The organism is Sphingomonas sp., from assembly GCF_025353885.1.
Classification (GTDB): Bacteria; Pseudomonadota; Alphaproteobacteria; order Sphingomonadales; family Sphingomonadaceae; genus Sphingomonas_O.
Genome location: NZ_JANXNX010000115.1, coordinates 1 through 20,192, shown reverse-complemented (window position 1 = coordinate 20,192; position 20,192 = coordinate 1). Strand labels below are relative to the sequence as shown.

Below are 20,192 nucleotides of genomic sequence, written 5' to 3'. Positions count from 1 at the left end.
GAAATCGGCGCGGAAGACCGGCTCCCGGCGCAAGCACTGGCCGCGCGGCCCAAGGGCCACGCACGGGCGTCGACCCGGCTCTGCGGGCGACTGGCTGATGATCTGTCGGGACGTCGCGCCTCGATCAGGTCATGGCATCAGGCAGCGATTGGCGGACCTCTGGAAGGGGGGCGGCGGTGCAACTGACACTCCGCGCCCTGCTGCGGGACTAGGCGAAACGCCGTTGTGACAATCAGCGCGATATTAGTCGCCAGCAGAACCGGATCGACAGCCGAAAGTGCCGAATGCGCAAGCCCGGCAAAGGCACAGGGTGTCGCATTGCCCTGATGGTCCTGGCGGTGCTCGACGTCCTGTGTATCACCCACTGCTGTCGGCATCGTGATCTTCACGGGACCGGCGCCCGTGCACATGACAATCTGGATCGAGCCGGATGTGGACGCAACCATATAGCCGGTCGGAACCAGCATTTTCACGAGCAACGCCAGGGCGAGCAGCAGCACGGCCATGCGACGATGACAATGAGCAAGATGGCGGAGCGCGATCACAATGCGCCCTTATGCCGTCCGCGGACTGGTGTCACTCGGCCGATTGTGTCGCTTATCGATGACTTGCCATGCTTTCATTTGTCGGACTATATAAAGTCCGTAATTCGATTGTCGCCGAATGACCCCGGCAATCCCTATGTCCGTGTCATGATCTACCTTTCAATCGCTTGCTGACGGAACACCAAGATGAACGACAGACCAGTGCTTACGCTTCGATCACGCGCGTGGTTCGATAATCCCGACAACATCGACATGACGGCGCTGTACCTGGAACGTTACCTGAACTTCGGCATCAGCATGGACGAACTGCGTTCGGGGCGGCCGATCATCGGCATCGCCCAGACGGGCAGCGATCTCAGCCCGTGCAACCGTCATCATCTTGTGCTCGCCGAACGCATTCGCGACGGCATCCGCGAGATGGGTGGCGTGCCGCTTGAATTCCCGGTCCACCCGATCCAGGAAACCGGCAAGCGCCCGACCGCCGGGCTGGATCGCAACCTGTCATACCTTGGGCTGGTCGAGGTGCTGTACGGGTATCCGCTGGATGGCGTGGTGCTGACGATCGGCTGCGACAAGACGACGCCGGCGTGCCTGATGGCCGCCGCGACGGTCAACATCCCCGCCATCGCGTTGTCGGTCGGCCCGATGCTCAATGGCTGGCACAAGGGCGAGCGCACCGGGTCGGGCACGATCGTCTGGAAGGCGCGGCAGATGTTGGCGACAGGCGAGATCGACGATGCCGGTTTCATCAAGCTGGTGGCGAGTTCGGCACCATCGACCGGTTATTGCAATACGATGGGCACCGCCACGACGATGAACAGCCTGGCCGAGGCGCTGGGCATGTCGCTGCCGGGATCGGCGGCAATTCCCGCGCCATATCGCGACCGCCAGGAGGCCGCCTATCATAGCGGTCGGCGCATCGTCGAGATGGTCGCGGAGGACCTGAAGCCCTCGGACATCATGACGCGCGACGCTTTCCTTAATGCCATCGTTGTCAATTCGGCCATCGGCGGATCGACCAATGCGCCCATTCACCTGGCCGCGATTGCCCGTCACGTCGGTGCCGACCTGACGCTCGATGACTGGCAGGATTATGGCCACAAGGTGCCGCTGATGGTCAACTTGCAACCGGCTGGCGAATATCTGGGCGAGGATTTCTACCGGGCCGGGGGCGTGCCTGCGGTGGTAGCCGCACTGATGAAGCAAGGGCTAATCCGTGAAGGTGCGATCACCGCCAATGGCAAGACCATCGGCGAAAATTGCCGCGACGCCACCATCGAGAACGACCAGGTCATTCGGCCTTTCGCAGCGCCCCTGATGAGGGACGCCGGGTTCATCGTGCTGCGGGGTAATCTGTTCGATTCCGCGATCATGAAAACCAGCGTGATCAGCCCTGAATTCCGCGAGCGTTATTTGTCGAACCCCGACGATCCCGAGGCGTTCGAGGGGCCTGCCGTAGTGTTCGACGGTCCCGAGGACTATCATCGCCGCATCGACGACCCCGCGCTGGCGATCACCGACGATAATTTGCTGTTTATGCGGGGGGCCGGACCGATCGGATATCCCGGCGCGGCAGAAGTCGTGAACATGCGCCCGCCCAGCTATCTGATCCGCGAGGGCGTTGACGCGCTGCCGTGCATCGGGGACGGTCGGCAGTCGGGCACATCGGGCTCGCCATCGATCCTCAATGCCAGCCCAGAGGCAGCGGCGATGGGCGGGCTTGCCCTGCTGCGGACCGGCGACCGGGTGCGGGTCGACCTCCGGCGCTGCACCGTCGACGTGCTCATAACCGCAGCAGAACTTGCCGAACGCCGCCGCGCTTTGGTCGATGCGGGCGGCTATGCCTATCCGAAGTCGCAGACGCCGTGGCAGGAAATTCAGCGCTCGGTCGTCGGCCAGTTGGAAAGCGGCGCGATCCTGGAGGGAGCGGAGAAGTACCAGCGCGTTGCCCAGACCGCCGGCCTGCCTCGCGACAGTCACTGACCGGAACGCGCGTCTTCCGTCCTCGCCTATCCCGCCGCGAAAATCGTTTCAGCATATGTGGTTATGCCGCAAGGTTCCCCCTGCCCCGCCTGCATGATACACAGGCTTATGAAGGATGCGTTGCCAAAGTCGGTTTCTAATTTTCCGGGAAAAGCCGCAGCATTGTTGACTCCATCACAGGCCGTATTGGCACCGCGCCCCACCGGTCGGCGCCTGAGAGGCGCGATTGCCAACAAGATCGGGATTGCGATCCTTTCGGGCATCTACAAACCCGGTGACACATTGTCGGGCGAAATCGCTTTTGCCGAGGAACTCGACGTGTCCCGCTGCGCCTATCGCGAGGCCATTCAGGTGCTGACCGCCAAGGGCCTGGTGCACAGCCGCCCGAAGGCGGGAACGCGCGTCCTGCCTCGGGATCGCTGGAATTTGCTGGACCCTGACGTCCTGACCTGGGCCTTTACGGGCGAACCCGATGCGCGTCTTATCCGCAGCCTGTTCGAAGTCCGGTCCATCATCGAGCCGGCGGCGGCCAGTATGGCTGCCGCGCGCCGAGACCAGGAAGATTTGGCGCGGATGCGCGACGCCCTGGCCGGGATGCACGAGTTTACTTTGGCTACCGAGAATGGACGCATGGCCGACCGGGAATTTCACACCGCAATCCTATATGCGACCAGAAACGATGCGATGATCGTTTTGAGTGCGTCGATCGGTGCCGCCGTCAACTGGACCACGCAGTTCAAGCAGCGTATGCGCGTGCTTCCGCGTGACCCAATTCCCGATCACGCGCGAGTTTATGAAAGCATCGCTGCGGGGGATGCGGACGGCGCGGGGGCAGCCATGCGGGAGTTGGTTCATCTGGCGATGGAAGACACGCGTTCGGTTATCGAGCTGGACTTCTAGGCAAAATATCGGGACCTTTTCTGGCTTGATTACTCATACAATCGCCCCCTTTCTACCGCATAGACACCTGCTGATCCGATAGGTTGCCGCCGCCGGTCCGACGCCGCGTCACGCCGCCCACTGCGACGTGACGCGTGGGGACGTTGTGTGTTAGCCTTCCATCGCTTCCAGTTCCTTGCCCTTGGTCTCCTGAATGAACTTCTGGACCAGGAAAAAGCTGATCGTCGCGCAGACCGCATAAAAGGCATAGCTTTTGGCCAGTCCGATACTGCCGAGCATGATCGGAAAGGATTGGGCAACGAGGTAGTTGGCGAACCACTGGGCAAAACCGCAAACCGCCAGCGCCGACCCGCGCAACTGGTTCGGGAACATTTCACCCAGCATTACCCACATTACCGGGCCCCAGCTGACGTTGAACATCACCGAATAGGTCAGCGCCGCAGCCACGGCGACCTGGCCCATATTGCCCGGTAGCGTCAGCTTTCCGTCGATAAGGGTGCCGGTGGAAAAAGCATAAACCATCGTGAACAGCGTAATCGCCATCCCGGCCGAACCGATCAGCAGCAAAGGCTTGCGACCGATCTTGTCGACCAGGCCGACCGTAACGAAACATGCGACGATCGACACGCTACCCGAGATGATATTGGTCATCAGCGCTTGCGATTCCGAAAATCCGGCCGCCTGCCATAACGTCGAACCATAATAGAAAATGACGTTGATACCGACCAGCTGCTGGAAAACCGCCAGCAATAACCCGGCCCAGACAATGGGTCGCAATAGGGTTCCCGGCGCCAGGACGTCGGACAGCCGGGGCCGGTGGTCGACCGAAAAACTCGCCCGAATCTCGTCGAGCTTGGGAGCGGCTGCAGCAGGGCCGAACAGCTTTGCCAGCACGATCAAGGCCTGTTCATTCCGCCCCTTCGAAACCAGGAACCGAGGGCTTTCAGGAATGAAATACAGGGCAACGAGGAATACCAACGCCGGGATCGCCTGCATCAGGTACATCCAGCGCCAGGCGGCGATGCCCAACCAGAATGGGCTTGTCGACGCACCCGCCGCCTGGGTCAGGAAATAGTTCACCACGAACGCTGCGGTCAGCCCCGTGATGATCATTATCTGCTGGACCGTTGTCATGCGCCCGCGAATGTTGGCGGGCGCGACCTCGGAAATATAAGCGGGCGACAATACGCTGGCCGCACCGACCGCGATACCGCCGCAGATGCGCGCGACGACGAACAGAGGGTGGGCATGTGCAAAGCCCTGGGTCAGCGCACCGATCAGAAAGAGAATTGCGGCAAGGCGCATCACATTGCGCCGCCCCATCGAGTCGGCCAGCGTGCCGGCAAAGAATGCCCCGATAAAGCAACCGATCAACAGCGATCCGACGGTGAAGCCAAGGCCACCATCGCTGAGCGCGAACGCCGCCCGCAATCCGTCCTGCGTTCCATTCACTGCGCCACTGTCATAGCCGAACAACAGCCCTCCAATCGTCGCCACAGCCACGATTGCCGCGATGAATCCGATGTTGTCCGTTTCGGGTGCAGATCCGTGTTGGTCGGCAGTCGCCATTTCGCTCTCCCTTGATTATCGTTTTTTTAAATATTCGCGTCGGCGAGCGCGACCCCGGCAACCCCTGCCTCAAAGGTGAACACATCGCCCGCCATAGGTTGCTCGGCCAAAGCCTGCGCGTTCAGCCCTTGGCGCGCTGTCGTTACATAGGCAACGCGCAAGTCCGGCCCACCGAATGCCATCTTAGTCACGTTGGAGACCGGCAATCGAACGGTCTGGATGAGTGCACCCGCCGGATCGTAGCGACGAATGCCCCATCCGCCATAGAGGCCCGTCCATAGGCAATTCTCGGCATCGAGGACCGATCCGTCTGGATATCCGGCACCATCCTCGATTTTAATGTGCGGTTCTGCCCGTCCCAGCGCACCGTCGTCTTGGATGGGAACCCGCCAGATGATCTTGGCGAGCGTGTCGGTGTGGTAAAGCGTTCGCGCGTCGGCACTAATCGCAGGTCCGTTGGTGATAGGGACTGGCGGCAGGCCGGTGTCGGCGACGGTTCCAGCGTTGTGGGAATACAGGCGACCAGTCTTGTCGACATGACCATCGTCCATGCTGCCGAACCACAGCCGCCCCTGCGCGTCGGTCGTACCGTCGTTGAGGCGATTGCCCGGATTGTCGGGCTCAGGATCATGCAAATGCGTGAACGTTTCGGTCCGCGGATCAAACCGATGCAAACCGCTCTGCAGACCGACGATCATCCCGTCATTCACTGACGGCAAGACCCAGCCAACCTGTTCGGGGGTGACCCATTGGCGATGCGCGCCGCTCGCGGGATCGAAGCAATGGATCAACTGCCCCTTGATATCCACGAACCACAGCGCCCCGCGTATCCATGCAGGCCCCTCCCCCAGCGTCGCGCCGACCGCCAAGGCCCGTTCGACTTTCATCGACAGCAGCCTGCGTTCATAAAATACCCGTGTCCGGTGCACATCCTTGCATTATCAGAAGCACCACCAATGATCAGTAAGCACTTGCCGATCGGATTTGGGTGTGACGTGCGCAGCCGCGCGGGGGAGGCAATCGGAATGGGCTTCACCTTCGGTTCTCCAGCATTCCTTGCTGCTCAAAATCGGTCATAATCGTCCTTATCCGTAAAGTCTATCGCGATGCGTTGGCAAACGTAACGACCCGTTGGCCGGGCCCACACATTCTCCAAAACCTTCGCCTTATCGAGTTTCCAGACCATGAAAACCAAACGCCGAAATTGAAGACATTAGCCGGTCAACGGTTATGTCGGCAGGAACCCATTTGGCCAGCCAGATCAGTGTCCCAAGAAGAAGTTGAACCACCATCGCGGTTTCGCATTCTACCACCGAGCCGTCCTCTATTCCGTCAATAATAAAACGCTCAAGGCCAGCGGTAAGGCGTGCCGCCCAGGTATCGATTGTCTGCCGGTTTGCTGCATCCAAATAGGAGTGGTCGCCGAAATACAGCTGAGGTCCATTTTTTGCAGAATCGACCAACATGTGCTTGATGAATTGCCGAAGTTTTACAAGACCGCTGCCGTTCGAGTGCGCCACGCCGGCGAGCAAAGCTTCAAATCGTTCTAGCGAACGCACATGGCACGCAAAAACGAGTGTTTGCTTGTCCGAAAAATAATAATAAAGCGCGGCGTCGCGCATTCCCAAGCTACCGGCAATTTCGGTCATGGTCGCAAGCGCGAAACTCTTTTCGTTGATGATTTCAATCGCGGCGCGAATGATAGCATCGCGCTTTCCGGCAGATTTCAAGCTGCGAGAAACACCCTTGGTGATTTTCGCCGCGACGGCGGGCTGTACGCTGTCCGACAAAGCCATCTCCAATCCGGTGATCGTCTAAAACAGGCATCCTGCCCCAACGCAATCAAATCCACTAGAAAGATTCTAGGTTGCACTAAAATATAGTTTGCACTAAAAATTGAATCGAGACCGGATAACCGGACCGACAGGGAGAGAGACATGCAAGGCACAGTTCTATTGGGCGTATCGCTAATTGCGCTAGCTGTCAGCACACCAGTGTTGGCCCAGAGTTCGACCGCCCCGCCACCATCGGACACGGCGCGCGACTCAGAAGATATCATCGTTACCGCCACGAAGCGCGAACAGACGCTGCAGGACGTTCCAATTTCGGTTTCGGTCACAAGTCAGGCGACGCTTGAAAAGGCCCAGATTCGAGATTTGATCGATCTCCAGTCGGTTGTGCCGTCGCTGAAGGTCTCACAATTCAATACAGTCGGTCAGACCAACTTCATCATCCGCGGCTTTGGCAACGGCAATGGCAATCCGGGCATTGAATCATCGGTCGGCGTTTTCATCGATGGCGTGTACCGCTCGCGCAGTTCGGCGGCTCTTGACGACCTTCCTGAAGTCGAACGCATCGAGGTCTTGCGCGGACCCCAGTCAACGCTTTTCGGCAAAAACGTGTCGGCCGGCGCGATCAGCATCGTCACGCGCAAGCCACAGTTTGAATTCGGCGGAAAGGCCGAAGCCAGCATTGGAAATTATGGCCTCATCCAGACGCGCGGAACGTTCACGGGACCGATCAGCGAAACGCTTGCGGTTCGCGTGTCGGGTACTGTCAATGAGCGGGACGGTTATCTTCACAACTTGACGACGGGCGGCAAGCAGAACGACCGCAATCGCTGGTCGCTCCGTGGCGACGTCTTGTGGCAGCCGACATCGACGCTCTCGGTTCGCGTCATTGCGGACTATAACCTGATAAAAGAGCGTTGTTGCGGGGTCGGCCAGATATTTAATGGCCCGGCTACACAGTTTATCGGCGCAGCGCCTCCAGCCGGCCTGGGCAAGGGCATCAGCGATCCTGCCAGGATTTTCGACCGCAATGTCAACGCGAATACGGATCCGGTAAATCGTGTGCGCGGTGAGGGTATCTCGGGACAGGTCGATCTCGATGTTGGATTTGCAAAGCTGACATCGATCACGGCCTATCGGGATCAGGAAAACCAAACGCGCGAGGACGTCGATTTCAGCGGAGCCGACCTCGCCAATCGCGCCGACGCAATAAGAATAAAGACGTTCACTCAGGAATTCAGGCTTGCGTCCAACGGAAAAGGCCCGTTGAGCTGGCTGATCGGTGGATTTTATCAGGATGAAAAGCTCAGTTCCGCAGATGCCATTACTTACGGTCGCGATATTCGCGCTTATGCCGACGCGCTCAGCGGCGGCGCCATCCGACAACTCGAAACTATCCAGCGCGGTGGCTTTGCTGGGATCCCCCTGAACGCCAGCATTGTTCCAGGATCCACCTATTTCCAGGCAGGACAGGGAATTTCGGAACAGTTCAAGCTATATCAGCGGTCTTATTCGATATTCGGCCAGGCCGAATATAAAGTCACCGATCGCCTGACCCTGACCGGGGGGCTCGCTTATCTTAATGACCGCAAGCGTTCGACCGCCAATATCGTGTTGAACGATCCCTTCTCGTCATTGAATTTGCAGAATGTTCCAAACCTTGCCTTTTTGGGAGCGCCAGTGAACGCTTTTGGAGGGCTTGGTGGTCTGCAATTCTTCTTTGGGGATACCGCCAACCACGCCCCTGTGAATTATCCCAACGCAAACGAGTCCGGTATTCTGAAAGGCGACAAGGTCACTTATGCCGCTCGCGCTGCTTATGATCTTGGATTCGTCAATGCCTACGTCAGCTATTCGACAGGCTGGAAAGCGGGCGCGGTCAATTTGACCGAGAACACGCGTCCGCCGAATGCGCAGGGGTTGGGTCGAACGGTCAATCCCGAAAATGTGCAAGTTTACGAAGCGGGTCTAAAGGCGAAGTTTCAAGGTGGTTATTTCAATCTTGCAGTCTTCAAGCAGAGCATCAAAGGATTTCAGTCCAACGCCTACGACGGTGTAGCCTATAATCTGGTCAATGCCGGGAAACAGTCTGTACGCGGATTTGAGGTTGATACCGCCTACGCTCCTGTTCGCTGGCTCGCGCTGACCGGCGCTGTTACTTACCTCGATCCCAAATATGACTCGTTCACGGCAGCCCCTTGCTATGTTTATGACACCGCGCGCTGCCCGGTGAACCCGGTCACGGGTCGCATTCCACCATCCCGCGACCTTTCGGGAACAAAGCCGGCAGGCATTGCAAAATGGAGCTTTTCGGCTTCTGCGACAATTTCTCAGGACTTTGGCGAGCGCTTCAACGCGTATGTCCGCGGCGAATATGATTATTCGAGCAATACTTACCTGACCGAAACTGCTCCTCCCAACATCGCCACGTGGGGGATCAACAATGTGAATGCGAGCGCCGGTTTTGTCGACAAGCTCTCCAAGCTCGAGGTGATGGTCTGGGCACGCAATCTGACGAAAGATCGTTCGCTGATCGGGGTATTTCCGACGGTGGCCCAGTCGGGAAGCTACAGCGCTTATATCACGCAGCCTCGGACATACGGGGTAACTTTGCGAAAGACGTTCTAAGCAAGACTTGGCCGATACGAGATTGAAATGGAACCGATAAATGGCCGAGGCCGACACCGCAAAGACTGACTACAATGCCCTCCGCGCGCGCTACGAAGAGGAGCGCAAGCGGAGGGAGCACGCGAGTGCCCGTGAATATCGGAACATCTCCGACGGTCTGGAGCATTTGGCCGCCGATCCCTATTCGTCGTATCAACCGCGCGAACCGCTAAGCGATACCGTTGATGTGCTCGTCGTCGGCGGGGGGTTCGGCGGTCTGCTGACAGCCGCTCGACTTCGTGAGGCCGGAATTGCAAGTGTGCGGATCGTCGAAGTCGGCGGGGACGTCGGCGGGACCTGGTATTGGAACCGCTATCCGGGGGCGGCCTGCGACGTCGAAAGCTACATCTATTTCCCGTTACTCGAAGAAACCGGCTACATGCCGGTCGAACGCTACTCGAAAGCAGCTGAAATTCGACAGCATTGTGGGCGCATTGCTGAACATTACGACCTTTACAACAATGCTGTCTTTTCGACACAGGTGACGCGCATGACCTGGGATGCCCAGGAACAATATTGGCGGGTCCAGACTGATCGCGACGACGACATGAAGGCGCGGTTTGTCGTATTGACGACTGGCCCGCTTAATCGGCCCAAATTGCCTGCAATTCCGGGCATCGAAACCTTTACAGGTCACAGCTTTCATACCAGTCGCTGGGATTATGATTACACGGGGGGAAGCGGGACCGATCCACTTGTCAATCTTGCAGACAAGCGTGTTGCGATCATCGGAACGGGAGCCACGGCTGTCCAATGCGTCCCTCCCCTTGCTCGGTCTGCCAAGCAGTTACTGGTTTTTCAGCGGACGCCGTCGTCTGTCGACGCGCGCGACAATGCTCCGACGGACGCCGCTTGGGCGGAAGGCTTGCAGCCCGGTTGGCAACAGCGGAGGATCGAAAGCTTTACCGCTCAGTTTACGGGCGATTTGCATATCGAAGATCTGGTTGGCGACGGATGGACGGTGCTAGCACGCGCCGTTCGGGAAAAGCTCGCGGCAGACTCAACCGCTGATCCAGGTATTCTGCTCGAGCAGGCTGATCTTGAGACGATGGCACGTATTCGTACCAGAATTGATGACATCGTTGACGACCCTCGCACGGCGCAAGCCCTCAAGCCGTGGTTCAGTCTTTACTGCAAACGACCCTGTTTTCATGACGAGTATTTGCAGAGCTTCAATCGACCCAACGTCACGCTTGTCGATACCCAAGGCAAGGGGGTCGAGCGGATCACGGAAAACGCGCTGGTTGTCGATGGCGTCGAATATCCAGTTGATTGTTTGATCTTCGCGACGGGGTTCGAGACGTCGACTGATTTTTCCAAGCGTTCGGGATTTGAAGTCATCGGTGTCGGTGGGCAAGCCCTTCATGATAAATGGGCCGATGGCATGATTTCATTGCACGGCCTTCATACTCGAGGATTTCCGAACTGTTTTGTCATCAGCCATTCGCAATCGGGCATGTCGGTGAACTTTCCACATATGCTCGACGAGCAGTCTAAACATCTCACCCATGTAATCGAAGAATGCCGAAACCGTGGGATCACGACCATCGAAGCAACGGCAGAAGCCGAAGCGCAATGGGTTAAAACCATCATGGGTATGAGCGGCGCGCGGCGGTCATTTCTCGAACAATGTACGCCCGGCTTTTACAACAATGAAGGCCGCGCTTCGTCGGTTGCCGATCGCAATTCGCCTTATGGAGCCGGACCGATCGCTTTCATCGCTCTCCTACGTGCGTGGCGGGATGACGGAGACTTTGCCGGACTCGAACTCAATGGCGCGCAAGCGAACAGGAAATCACAGGATGCTTAAATCTGCTGGCCGCAAATCTGTTTTTATCACTGGCGCTGCATCGGGCATGGGACGTGCAACGGCGCTTCTTTTTGCTCAACATGGCTGGTTCGTTGGCGCATTCGATGTCAATCAACCGGGTCTCGACGCGCTTGAGCGTGAAATCGGTGCCGATAACGGGCATTTCGGTGTGCTTGATGTTGCAAATGCCGACGCATTTTCCCGCGCCATGTCGGCCTTTTCGGGGGCGACCGGGGGCAAGCTCGATCTTTTGATGAACAACGCTGGGATCGCCGTCGAAGGCATGTTCGACGAGATATCATGGGAAGACGTGATGAAGGTCATCAACGTCAATTTGATTGGTGTGATGATCGGCATCCGTGCCGGCATGCCTCTGCTGAAAGCGACGCCAGGTTCGCTGTGCCTCACGACGTCCTCGTCGTCGGCGATCTGGGGCACAGGGGGAATTGCGGTATATTCAGCAACGAAACACGCCGTGCGCGGTCTGACAGAGGCGCTGTCGGTCGAATTCCAGCGTTATGGCGTGCGTGCAGCCGACCTTCTGCCTGGGTTGATCGATACGGCAATCCTTGGCGACACAATGCGCGCGATGGCGCCTGAGGAAGGAATGTGGCGCCTTACGCCCCCCTCAGCCGTCGCAGAAGCGACTTGGGCTGCATATCACGAAAACAAACTTCATTGGTATGTTCCCGCAGAACTCAAGGATTTCGACGTGGAAGTTACAGCATTCCCGGAACGCGTACGCGACGAGCGCGCCCAGATGTTTGGTTTTGCGCAATAGCTTCTCAACTTGGGCCGTGCGGTGCACGGCCCATTTTTAAATTATAGGAATTGGCATCATGTCGCTTTTGCAACAACAGCCCATCACAGCCTTGTCCGACTCCAATGCCGAAACAGAAATAGTCGCGCTCCGCCGGGCATTCGATGAGCAGCGCACCGCCTTTGCGGGCGACCGGAACCCAAGTTTGGACGAACGGCGCGAAAGGCTGGAAAAACTGATTGGCATGATGCTCGCCAATCGCGAGCGGATCAGCGCGGCGCTGATCGCTGACTTTGGTGCACATCCGGTGCCCGCATCGGACATGATCGAAGTTCTGGGCGTGGTGGCGCGTGCGCAATATGTGCTGGCGCATCTGAAAGACTGGATGCATCCCGAAGATCGGGAAATGGACGCCGGCATGTATGGCAACGCTCATGCCTATGTGCAATTGCAGCCCAAGGGCGTGGTCGGCAACATCGTGCCGTGGAATTTCCCCTTTGATCTTGCGGTTGGCCCAATGGTCGAAATACTCGCCGCAGGTAATCGCGTTATCGTCAAGCCTTCCGAATATACCCCAGCGTGCGCCGCCCTGCTCAACGAAATGATTACAGCAACGTTCGATCCGTCGCTGGTTTATGTGGCCGTTGGCGGACTGCAATTAGCGCAAGCGTTCTCGACACTTCCCTGGGATCATTTACTTTATACCGGAAGTCCGGATGTGGGGCGCCAGGTCATGATGGCCGCAGCCCAGAACCTCACGCCGGTGACGCTCGAACTCGGCGGGAAATGTCCTGCCCTCATCACCCCCGGGTCGGTGACAGAAGGCAATGTGGAGTCGGTGATTGGAACCAAAATAATCAAGAACGGCCAAATGTGTGTGTCGGTCGATTACGCCCTTGTGCCGCGCAGCGACCTGGCGTTGTTTGTGGACCATGCGACCGCTTTTATGAAGCGCGCAGCACCCGACTATGCACGCGGCCAAGAGGTGACCGGCATCATTTCCAATCGTCATTTCGACCGGTTGACCGAACTTCTCGCCGAGGCAGCCGATCGCCAGACAGTGATCGTCACGCTTGAAGACGACACCACCAGCGATCGCGGAACACGACGGATGCCGATATCGCTGGTTGTTGACCCCGCGCCCGATCTGCGAATTATGACTGAAGAAATCTTTGGGCCGATCCTGCCCATCATTCCATATGACGACTTGTCGGAAGCGATTGACCTGATCAATGCTGGCGAACGTCCTCTCGCTCTCTACGTCTTTGGCGATGATCCGCTGGTGACCCATGAAGTGCTGAATAAAACGATTTCGGGCGGCGCTGCCGTGAACACCTGCGCGGTCCAAAGCGCGCTACCCTCAATGGGCTTCGGTGGCTCGGGAATGAGCGGCATGGGACGGCACCACGGCATCGAGGGATTCCGCGAGTTTTCGAACCAGCGCGGAGTAGTGGTGCGTGGTACGGGCGATATGATCGACGCCTTTTATGCCCCATACGCGAAGGGTGCCGCGCTCGTAGCTGCAGTTCTGGGATCCAGTTGAGCAACCCTGCAGCGTCACATAAGCCGAAACTGTCAGATCCGACGCTTGGCTTGTCATCTTGGTGCTGGGCTTTGTTTCAAGGGGTCCGCGATCCCTATATCATACTGATAACGATCTACGTTTTCGTGCCGTATCTCGTTACCAGCGTTATCGCGGATCCGGTGCATGGGCAGGCCATCGTCGCAAGCGGCGCGAAATATGCAGGATGGGGCGTGATGCTGACCGCACCCCTGTTGGGTGCAACCGTCGATCGCATGGGATCTCGCAAGCCTTGGCTTGCGGCCGTTGTGGCGCTGATGGTTCCGCTCATCATGGGTCTGTGGTGGGCAAAATCCGACGGATCGGGATTGAGCGTGCCGTTGATCGTTGCGATGCTGGCACTTATCTCGGTCCTGTTCTCCTATACAGAAACGCTTCACAACGCGTTGTTGATTCCGGCCGCAGGCATGAAACACGCAGGCGCAGCCTCTGGACTAGGTTTGGCGCTCGGAAACTTTATATCTGTGATGATGCTTGCGTTTGTGATGTGGGCCTTCGCCCTGCCAGGGAAGGTAGACTGGGCTTTCGTGCCATCGCAGCCGTTGTTTGGGCTTGATGTCCTCAGCCATCAGCCGGATCGAATCGTGCCGATCCTGGTCGGAACCGCATTTTTGTTGGGCGCTCTGCCATTGTTCCGTTTCGTGCCCGATGTTCCCGCTACCGGAGTTAGACTCTTAAAAGCGATACGGATGGGCATCGCCGATCTAAAATTGTTGTTTAGTCAGGCACGTGGTCATCGCGATGCGCTGACCTATCTGGCGGCAAGAATGCTGTTTACCGACGGATTGACCGGAATTCTGATATTTGCCGGAATCTACGCGGCTGGCGTCATGGGCTGGAGGTCGCTTGAACTCCTTGCTTATGGAATGTTGCTAAGCATTTTCTCGGTCTTTGGAGGGCTGGCCGCGGGCTGGCTGGACGGTCGCATCGGGCCGAAACTGGCTCTCAAATTCGAGATCGCCGGCGTTATCTTGTCGCAATTGTTATCGCTTGGGAACACCCCGCACTTGCTGTTCTACCAAGCCTACGACCCAACCACACACGTCCCGCTGTGGAACGGCCCTCTCTTCCGAACAGCTCCAGAAATTGGCCTTATCGTTTGTGGTTTCCTAGGTGCCATGACGGTGACAGCGGCTTATTCATCTAGCCGTACCTTGCTTACCAGGCTCGTGCCTCCAGAAAAGATCGGCATTTTCTTTGGCTTGTTCGTCATTGCGGGAACGGCGACGATGTGGCTCGGCCCGCTGCTCGTACAGCTTGCGACCGATTTAAGTGGGTCGCAACGGATCGGTCTCCTTCCAATCTCCGGACTGCTGGTGGCGGGATTATTGACCTTACAATTTGTAAAAGGTGGTGGGGCTCTGCCGACGAGGTAACTCTCGAGCATGGCGATGAAACGTATGCTACTGCGTGCTGAAACCCGTTGGTCGAAAAGATGTGCTTCTAACCAATAGCTGCCGTTCCTTTCGTAACAGCTTCGCTATGTAGGATGTTCACCATTCGCCAGAGGAGGAGTTCCTGCAAAATTGCGGTTTTGACGTTCAACGGGTTCAATGAACTGGGCTCGTTCGTTGCGGCGGCAATCCTGAACCGCATGAAGCCACGCCTCCCAGTATCTCGCGACTTGGATGATCGCCCGTGGCGCAACCATGCGCGATGCCGAGGAGGCGATGCGCTACGTCGCGCCGGTGGGCGAAAAGGCACTCTACGTCAGTCAAGCCGTGAAAGTCGTTGCGCCTTTCATCTCTTAAAATACCGTTATCGATATTCGATCTTGCCACCGCGGACGGCAGCTTTCCGGTTGGATCAATCGGCCGTAGACCGCACTGTTCATGTTCAGGTTTGATTCCGCATGCCATTATTATAATAGGAAAATGCGACGGGCGCGGCGAGCGCCCGGGGTCCTGGGGAAGATCACGATGTCGATCCAAGAAAAATCATTGCCGGATGAGGCTGGGCGCATAAGGGCGGTTCGTCGCTATGACATTCTCGACAGCCCGCCGGATGGCGCATTCGATCGGATCACCGCCTTGGCCGCACGGCGGTTCGGGGTTCCAATTGCCATCATAAGTGTCGTCGATGAAGACAGGATATGGTTCAAGTCGCATCATGGCCTGCCCGTCAATCAAATCGATCGGGAACCCGGCTTGTGCGCTTCCGCCATTCTCGGCGGCGTACCCTATCTGATCGAGGATGCGCGAATTGATCCGCGTTCCTTGGCAAATCCATTGGTCGCCGGGGACTTCGGCCTCCGTTTCTACGCCGCCGTGCCGCTGACAACAAGCGATGGGTACAACCTTGGCACCTTATGCATCATCGACAAGGAGCCGCGTTCATTCGGCCAAGAGCAAATCGAAGATTTGGAGGACCTGGCCACGATTGTCATGGACCAGCTTGAGCTTGGGCTTTCGTCACGGAACGCTGTGAGCAAGGCGAATTTGATGGCGAAGGAAATTGACCACCGAGTGATGAACAGTTTGCAGTTTGTTTCCAGCTTGCTTTCGCTGCAAAGCCGATCGCCCGGGGCCGAGCAGGCCGCCACTCACCTAAAGCTGGCCGCCAACCGGGTAGCGGCGGTTGCCCAGGTTCACCGTCACTTTTACGCCGATGTCGCCGACAATGTATCCTGCATCGCGTTCCTTAAGCGGCTCTGCGATGATCTTGCGGCGATCCTGGATCGTGAGATCGTCGTCACGGGTGATGAGGACATGATTCCTGCCACCTCAATCCAGGCGATTGGATTGATCGCCAACGAGCTGGTCACCAACGCCGCAAAACATGGCGCGGGCAAGATCGACGTCACATTCCGAACGTCGGGTGACCTCAATAAGCTTATCGTTTGCGACGAAGGCACCGGTTTGGTCGATGGGTTCAATGCCCAAGCTGCGAACGCGGGATTGGGAATGCGCGTGATAAACACGCTGGCAAAGCAGCTTGGTGGCACGCTGGACGCCGCTCGACGCACTGATGGCGAAGGCGCCTGTTTTACCGTTAAATTCCCTCAAACAGCCTGACGAAAACTTGGGACCATCGAACTGTGCCGATGAGCATCAAGCGCGGAACGCACAACGCAGCGACGCCAGTCCCCGCAATGTATTATGGGGCTTCCGAACAGGGTCGGAAGCCTCGATCCGACAGACTTTCGCGACCATGGCCTCCAGGATGATCGAAATTTCGAGTTTGGCGAGGTGCATGCCCGCGCAAACGTGGGTGCCCATTCCAAAACCGAGATGGTCGCTGGGCTTGCGCGTGATGTCGAAGCGGGTCGGCTCGATAAATTTCGCAGGATCGCGGTTCGCACAAGCGTAGAGCATCAGAGCGCGTGACCCTGCGGGAATACGAACGTCTCCCACGTCGACGTCGGTCGTCACGAAACGAGAAAATGCACGGATCGGCGATTCCATGCGAATAATTTCGTTGATGGCGTGTGGGATCAGCGCAGGCTCACCACGAAGGCGGTCCCATTGATCGGGATATTCTGCAAAAAGTTCGAGCGCCGCGCTGGTCGCGTTGATTGTCGTGTCCAACGATGGGGTAAGATAGTCGATCAGCATCATGCGTGCGGTTTGTTCGGTGATTGCACCAGCGTCTGCTGCGCGAAATAAGGCTTCGCCCCATCCCCCGGGGACCATTGTTTTCCGGTCTACCCGCTCCAGAACATAGCTGATCACCTGCTGAGTAATTTGTAGTCCGTCGACCGTGCGGTCGTTTTCGATCGGTCGAAAGCGTTGAATATCGCTGCGGCCCATTCAAGCATGCGGGCTTGGCCCTCTTCGTCCAGACCGACTAGTTCGGTCACAATCGCGAGCGGCAGAAAATGAGCCAGGTCGGCAACACCATCGAACATGCCGACTTTGCTAAGCTGATCGATCTTATCGCCTACGAGAGTTTCAAGACGCGGGCGCAACTCATTCAAAGCCTTTGGCAGCAACGGTTTGGCAAACAACCGGCGCATGACAAGATGATCCGGATCGTCGCTGCAAAGCATAATTCCTTTGCTCGCGCTGTTCATCGGTTCGTTCATCATGCAGCCGCTGGCAGACGAAAATACTTCCGAAGACAGCAATGCTCGTCGCACGGAGTCAAAATGGGTCAAGGCCCATGCGTCATTTCGCGCCAGCCATACCGCCGGGCCCAATTCCCGCAGACGATCATAATGCGGATAGGGATTGAGGATGACCTCATCACTCCAGAAATCTTCGTTAAACGTTGGAACAAGGTCCATCAAAGCCATGATATGTCTCCTCGATTTTGCTTCGTTAGCACTTGCTTTCCATCCAGATGACAATCTGTCATTGTGATGACGTGAGTATTATGAATTCCGGTGAGATACCCGTGGAGCCTGCCCGCGAGGACCACCGGGTCCGTGTCGGGCGAGAGCGACGTACGCGCATGCGTGCTCATCTGCTTCAGTCGATCTTGACCGTGTGCGCGGGCCGCAAATTGACCGGCCCAACCGTGATCGAGGATGTCGTACGTCACGCCAAAGTGTCCCGCGGCACATTTTATAGGCATTTCGATACGCTTGACGAGGCGGTGACACAGCTCGCTTTTGAACTTGCCGAGCAGATGACCTTCGACATCTTCAACGTTTACGATATCCTCGACGACCCTGTAATGCGGACGGCAACTGGTTTTCAGACGTTTCTCGCGCGGGCCTGGATCGATCCGGACTGGGGGGGATTTATCACTCACCTCGGCCTGATGGACGGCGAGCACGGGTTGATTTCCAGCAAAGTCAAGGGCGACATCAGGAAGGGCGTGACATCGGGGGATTATACCGTGGTCTCCGTCGATCTCGCGGCTGACCTGCTGATGGGAGCCAAACATGAAGCGATCCGCCGTATCATTTCGGGTGGACGCGATCCGGCCTATATTCGGGGGGTCACGGCGATGGTTCTGGGCAGCTTTGGGGTCTCGCCGGAGAAGGCCAAACAGGTTGCGGCGCAGGCGTTCCAGCGCCTCGTCACAGAGGCGCCGGGCAGGGTGAGCTGGTGGCGCCCGATCGAGTGATGTCAGGTCGGGCGCCATCTTTGGCCGCTCAATATTTGAAGTGTGCCGAGAGCATAACAGTACGCAGAGCATTGGGTCCGGCCAGATACGCCCCGTAAAAGGCACCAAAGCGCGGATCGACAGAGGGACTGGCGAAATCCTGGGAGATTGAATTGGTCACGTTCTTGGCAACCACGTCGATGCCCCAGCTTTTATCCGCCATCTCGATCCCCGCCTGAAGATCAAGCGTTGTGAGCGGTTTGGAAAGAAACATCTCCTGATCCTGGTTGAACATGCTGCTGCGGTGGCGAACGCTTGCGCCCAGGTGACCCCCCAAGCGATCGGTCAGCCTTGTGTCGAATGTGGCCCCTGCATTGAAGATTACTTTCGGCGCCTGTGACCGGCGATAACGACCGAAAACCGCCTTGCCGTTAGCATCGACCTGGGGAAACAAGGTGACTGGATCGATCGGCTGCAGAACGCTGGTCGAGTCCGCATAGGTCAGCCCACCGTCGAACCGCAGGCTTGGCGTTATTTGAAACGCGGTCTCGATCTCGGCACCACGACTGCGCGCGGGTCCGTTAAAGGTAATGAAGCCAAGGGTGCCACCGGTGAAAATCGTGTCCTGAAAATCCTTGATGTCGGTCCAGAAGCCAGCAATGTTGAAACGCAGACGTCTATCGAACAGGGTCGTCTTGACGCCGATTTCGTAGCTTTTAACCTTTTCGTCCCGGATCGCCGACCCTGCCGCCACGAGCGCCGCGGGAACCTTGCCATTGACAAGCGCCTGCGGGGGCACTGCAATCGTGTTGGTTTCGACAAAGCCGCCGGCCTTACTGCCATGTCCGAACGAGGCATATGCCATGACATTGGGGGTCACGTCATATTGCAGGCTGACGTTGCCATCGACAAAGTTCGAGCCGTGATTGAGCGGTGTTGGATCGAAGGGTGGATTTGCGATCGTATTCCAAACCGTGAGCGCTCCAAAGGGCGTCCGGCCAAACACCACGTCCTTGGTCTCGCGCGTATAGCGCAATCCCCCCGCCAGTCTGAGCCGATCATTGATATGGAACGTGCCCGATGCGAAGCCCGAATAAGCTTTCTGATCCTGCACAAAATGATTGGCGAACGGACCGTTGAATAACTGCCCCGGCCCGGGAGGACCCGCCGGCGGAAACCCTGGCACCTGCCAGATCTGTTTCTCAAGCGAATCCCAGTGGCTGCTTAGGAAAAAGACTCCCGCCATATAATCAACGCGACCGCCGGTAGGCGACTGAATCCGCAACTCCTGGGTAAACTGACGATAGCTTTCGGAACGATCGAAATTTACACTGTCATCCGTGGAAAAATCGAAATCATCCTGGTTGCGCAACTTGTAACTTACGTAAGCGCTTTGTGCGACGATAGTGAACTCCCCAACCTCCCATTCGCCTTTAAGCGACGCGATGTTGGACCGTGTCCGGTGGTGAGTGTCGCCATCGGATGTCAGGCTGGTATACTGCGCGGTGTGGTTATCGAGCGTGCTTTCGCCGTATCGCGCCGGCAACGACCCGCCGACGAACTGATAACTTGAACCGATCTGAATATTCTCTGC

17 protein-coding genes are annotated in these 20,192 nt (G+C 57.5%); 10 read left to right on the top strand and 7 right to left on the bottom strand.

Annotation, left to right across the window (positions count from 1 at the left end):
* Positions 1-137 precede the first annotated feature (137 nt).
* Positions 138-545 (bottom strand): DUF2946 family protein, encoded by a 408-nt coding sequence (locus tag Q0R02_RS13285; RefSeq protein ID WP_293884249.1) that lies wholly within the window; start codon positions 543-545, stop codon positions 138-140.
* 186 nt (positions 546-731) lie between these two features.
* Here Q0R02_RS13285 and Q0R02_RS13280 point away from each other — a divergent pair, with 186 nt between their 5' ends.
* Together Q0R02_RS13280 and Q0R02_RS13275 are read left to right on the top strand one after the other, a co-directional pair.
* Positions 732-2,528, top strand: a complete 1,797-nt coding sequence (locus tag Q0R02_RS13280) for an IlvD/Edd family dehydratase (RefSeq protein WP_293884247.1) — start codon at positions 732-734, stop codon at positions 2,526-2,528.
* A gap of 108 nt (positions 2,529-2,636) precedes the next feature.
* Complete coding sequence (locus Q0R02_RS13275) at positions 2,637-3,428, top strand: FadR/GntR family transcriptional regulator (RefSeq protein WP_293884245.1); 792 nt, start codon at positions 2,637-2,639, stop codon at positions 3,426-3,428.
* Positions 3,429-3,578: 150 nt separating this feature from the next.
* Here the strand turns inward: Q0R02_RS13275 and Q0R02_RS13270 are convergent, their stop codons facing one another.
* The 3 genes from Q0R02_RS13270 to Q0R02_RS13260 all read right to left on the bottom strand — a co-directional run bounded on the left by Q0R02_RS13270 (position 3,579) and on the right by Q0R02_RS13260 (position 6,793).
* Positions 3,579-4,997 carry a sugar porter family MFS transporter gene (locus tag Q0R02_RS13270; RefSeq protein ID WP_293884243.1) on the bottom strand — a complete coding sequence of 473 codons (1,419 nt, stop codon included), beginning with the start codon at positions 4,995-4,997 and terminating at the stop codon, positions 3,579-3,581.
* Between the two features lie 26 nt (positions 4,998-5,023).
* Positions 5,024-5,884, bottom strand: a complete 861-nt coding sequence (locus tag Q0R02_RS13265; RefSeq protein ID WP_293884241.1) for an SMP-30/gluconolactonase/LRE family protein — start codon at positions 5,882-5,884, stop codon at positions 5,024-5,026.
* A gap of 279 nt (positions 5,885-6,163) precedes the next feature.
* The gene (locus Q0R02_RS13260) at positions 6,164-6,793 is read right to left on the bottom strand and encodes a TetR family transcriptional regulator (RefSeq protein WP_293884239.1); all 630 of its coding nucleotides are present in this window, start codon (positions 6,791-6,793) and stop codon (positions 6,164-6,166) included.
* Positions 6,794-6,934: 141 nt separating this feature from the next.
* Between Q0R02_RS13260 and Q0R02_RS13255 the strand changes: the two genes are divergently transcribed.
* The 7 genes from Q0R02_RS13255 (at position 6,935) to Q0R02_RS13225 (ending at position 16,620) form a co-directional block, all read left to right on the top strand.
* Positions 6,935-9,415 (top strand): TonB-dependent receptor, encoded by a 2,481-nt coding sequence (locus tag Q0R02_RS13255; RefSeq protein WP_293884237.1) that lies wholly within the window; start codon positions 6,935-6,937, stop codon positions 9,413-9,415.
* Between the two features lie 40 nt (positions 9,416-9,455).
* Positions 9,456-11,264, top strand: a complete 1,809-nt coding sequence (locus Q0R02_RS13250; RefSeq protein WP_293884235.1) for an NAD(P)/FAD-dependent oxidoreductase — start codon at positions 9,456-9,458, stop codon at positions 11,262-11,264.
* The gene (locus Q0R02_RS13245; RefSeq protein WP_293884233.1) at positions 11,149-12,045 is read left to right on the top strand and encodes an SDR family oxidoreductase; all 897 of its coding nucleotides are present in this window, start codon (positions 11,149-11,151) and stop codon (positions 12,043-12,045) included. The genes Q0R02_RS13250 and Q0R02_RS13245 overlap by 116 nt, the downstream gene beginning before the upstream one ends.
* Positions 12,046-12,103: 58 nt before the next feature.
* Positions 12,104-13,567 (top strand): aldehyde dehydrogenase family protein, encoded by a 1,464-nt coding sequence (locus Q0R02_RS13240; RefSeq protein WP_293884231.1) that lies wholly within the window; start codon positions 12,104-12,106, stop codon positions 13,565-13,567.
* On the top strand, positions 13,564-14,982 hold the full coding sequence (locus Q0R02_RS13235) for an MFS transporter (protein ID WP_293884229.1): 1,419 nt from the start codon (positions 13,564-13,566) through the stop codon (positions 14,980-14,982). Before Q0R02_RS13240 ends, Q0R02_RS13235 begins: the two co-directional genes overlap by 4 nt.
* 252 nt (positions 14,983-15,234) lie before the next feature.
* A complete protein-coding gene (locus tag Q0R02_RS13230) occupies positions 15,235-15,357 on the top strand; it encodes a hypothetical protein (RefSeq protein WP_293884227.1) in 123 nt (40 codons plus the stop codon).
* Positions 15,358-15,525: 168 nt separating this feature from the next.
* Positions 15,526-16,620 (top strand): histidine kinase dimerization/phosphoacceptor domain -containing protein, encoded by a 1,095-nt coding sequence (locus tag Q0R02_RS13225; RefSeq protein WP_293884225.1) that lies wholly within the window; start codon positions 15,526-15,528, stop codon positions 16,618-16,620.
* 36 nt (positions 16,621-16,656) lie between these two features.
* On the opposite strand, the gene Q0R02_RS13220 is transcribed toward Q0R02_RS13225, so the two are convergent.
* Complete coding sequence (locus tag Q0R02_RS13220; RefSeq protein WP_293884223.1) at positions 16,657-17,238, bottom strand: cytochrome P450; 582 nt, start codon at positions 17,236-17,238, stop codon at positions 16,657-16,659.
* A gap of 35 nt (positions 17,239-17,273) precedes the next feature.
* Positions 17,274-17,840: a hypothetical protein gene (locus Q0R02_RS13215; RefSeq protein WP_293884221.1), complete on the bottom strand. Its 567-nt coding sequence runs from the start codon at positions 17,838-17,840 to the stop codon at positions 17,274-17,276.
* A 224-nt stretch (positions 17,841-18,064) separates the two neighbouring features.
* Between Q0R02_RS13215 and Q0R02_RS13210 the strand changes: the two genes are divergently transcribed.
* Complete coding sequence (locus Q0R02_RS13210; protein ID WP_293884219.1) at positions 18,065-18,619, top strand: TetR/AcrR family transcriptional regulator; 555 nt, start codon at positions 18,065-18,067, stop codon at positions 18,617-18,619.
* Positions 18,620-18,647: 28 nt separating this feature from the next.
* Here Q0R02_RS13210 and Q0R02_RS13205 read toward each other — a convergent pair.
* Positions 18,648-20,192: TonB-dependent receptor (locus tag Q0R02_RS13205; protein ID WP_293884217.1), on the bottom strand; the 1,545-nt coding region annotated here is incomplete at its 5' end.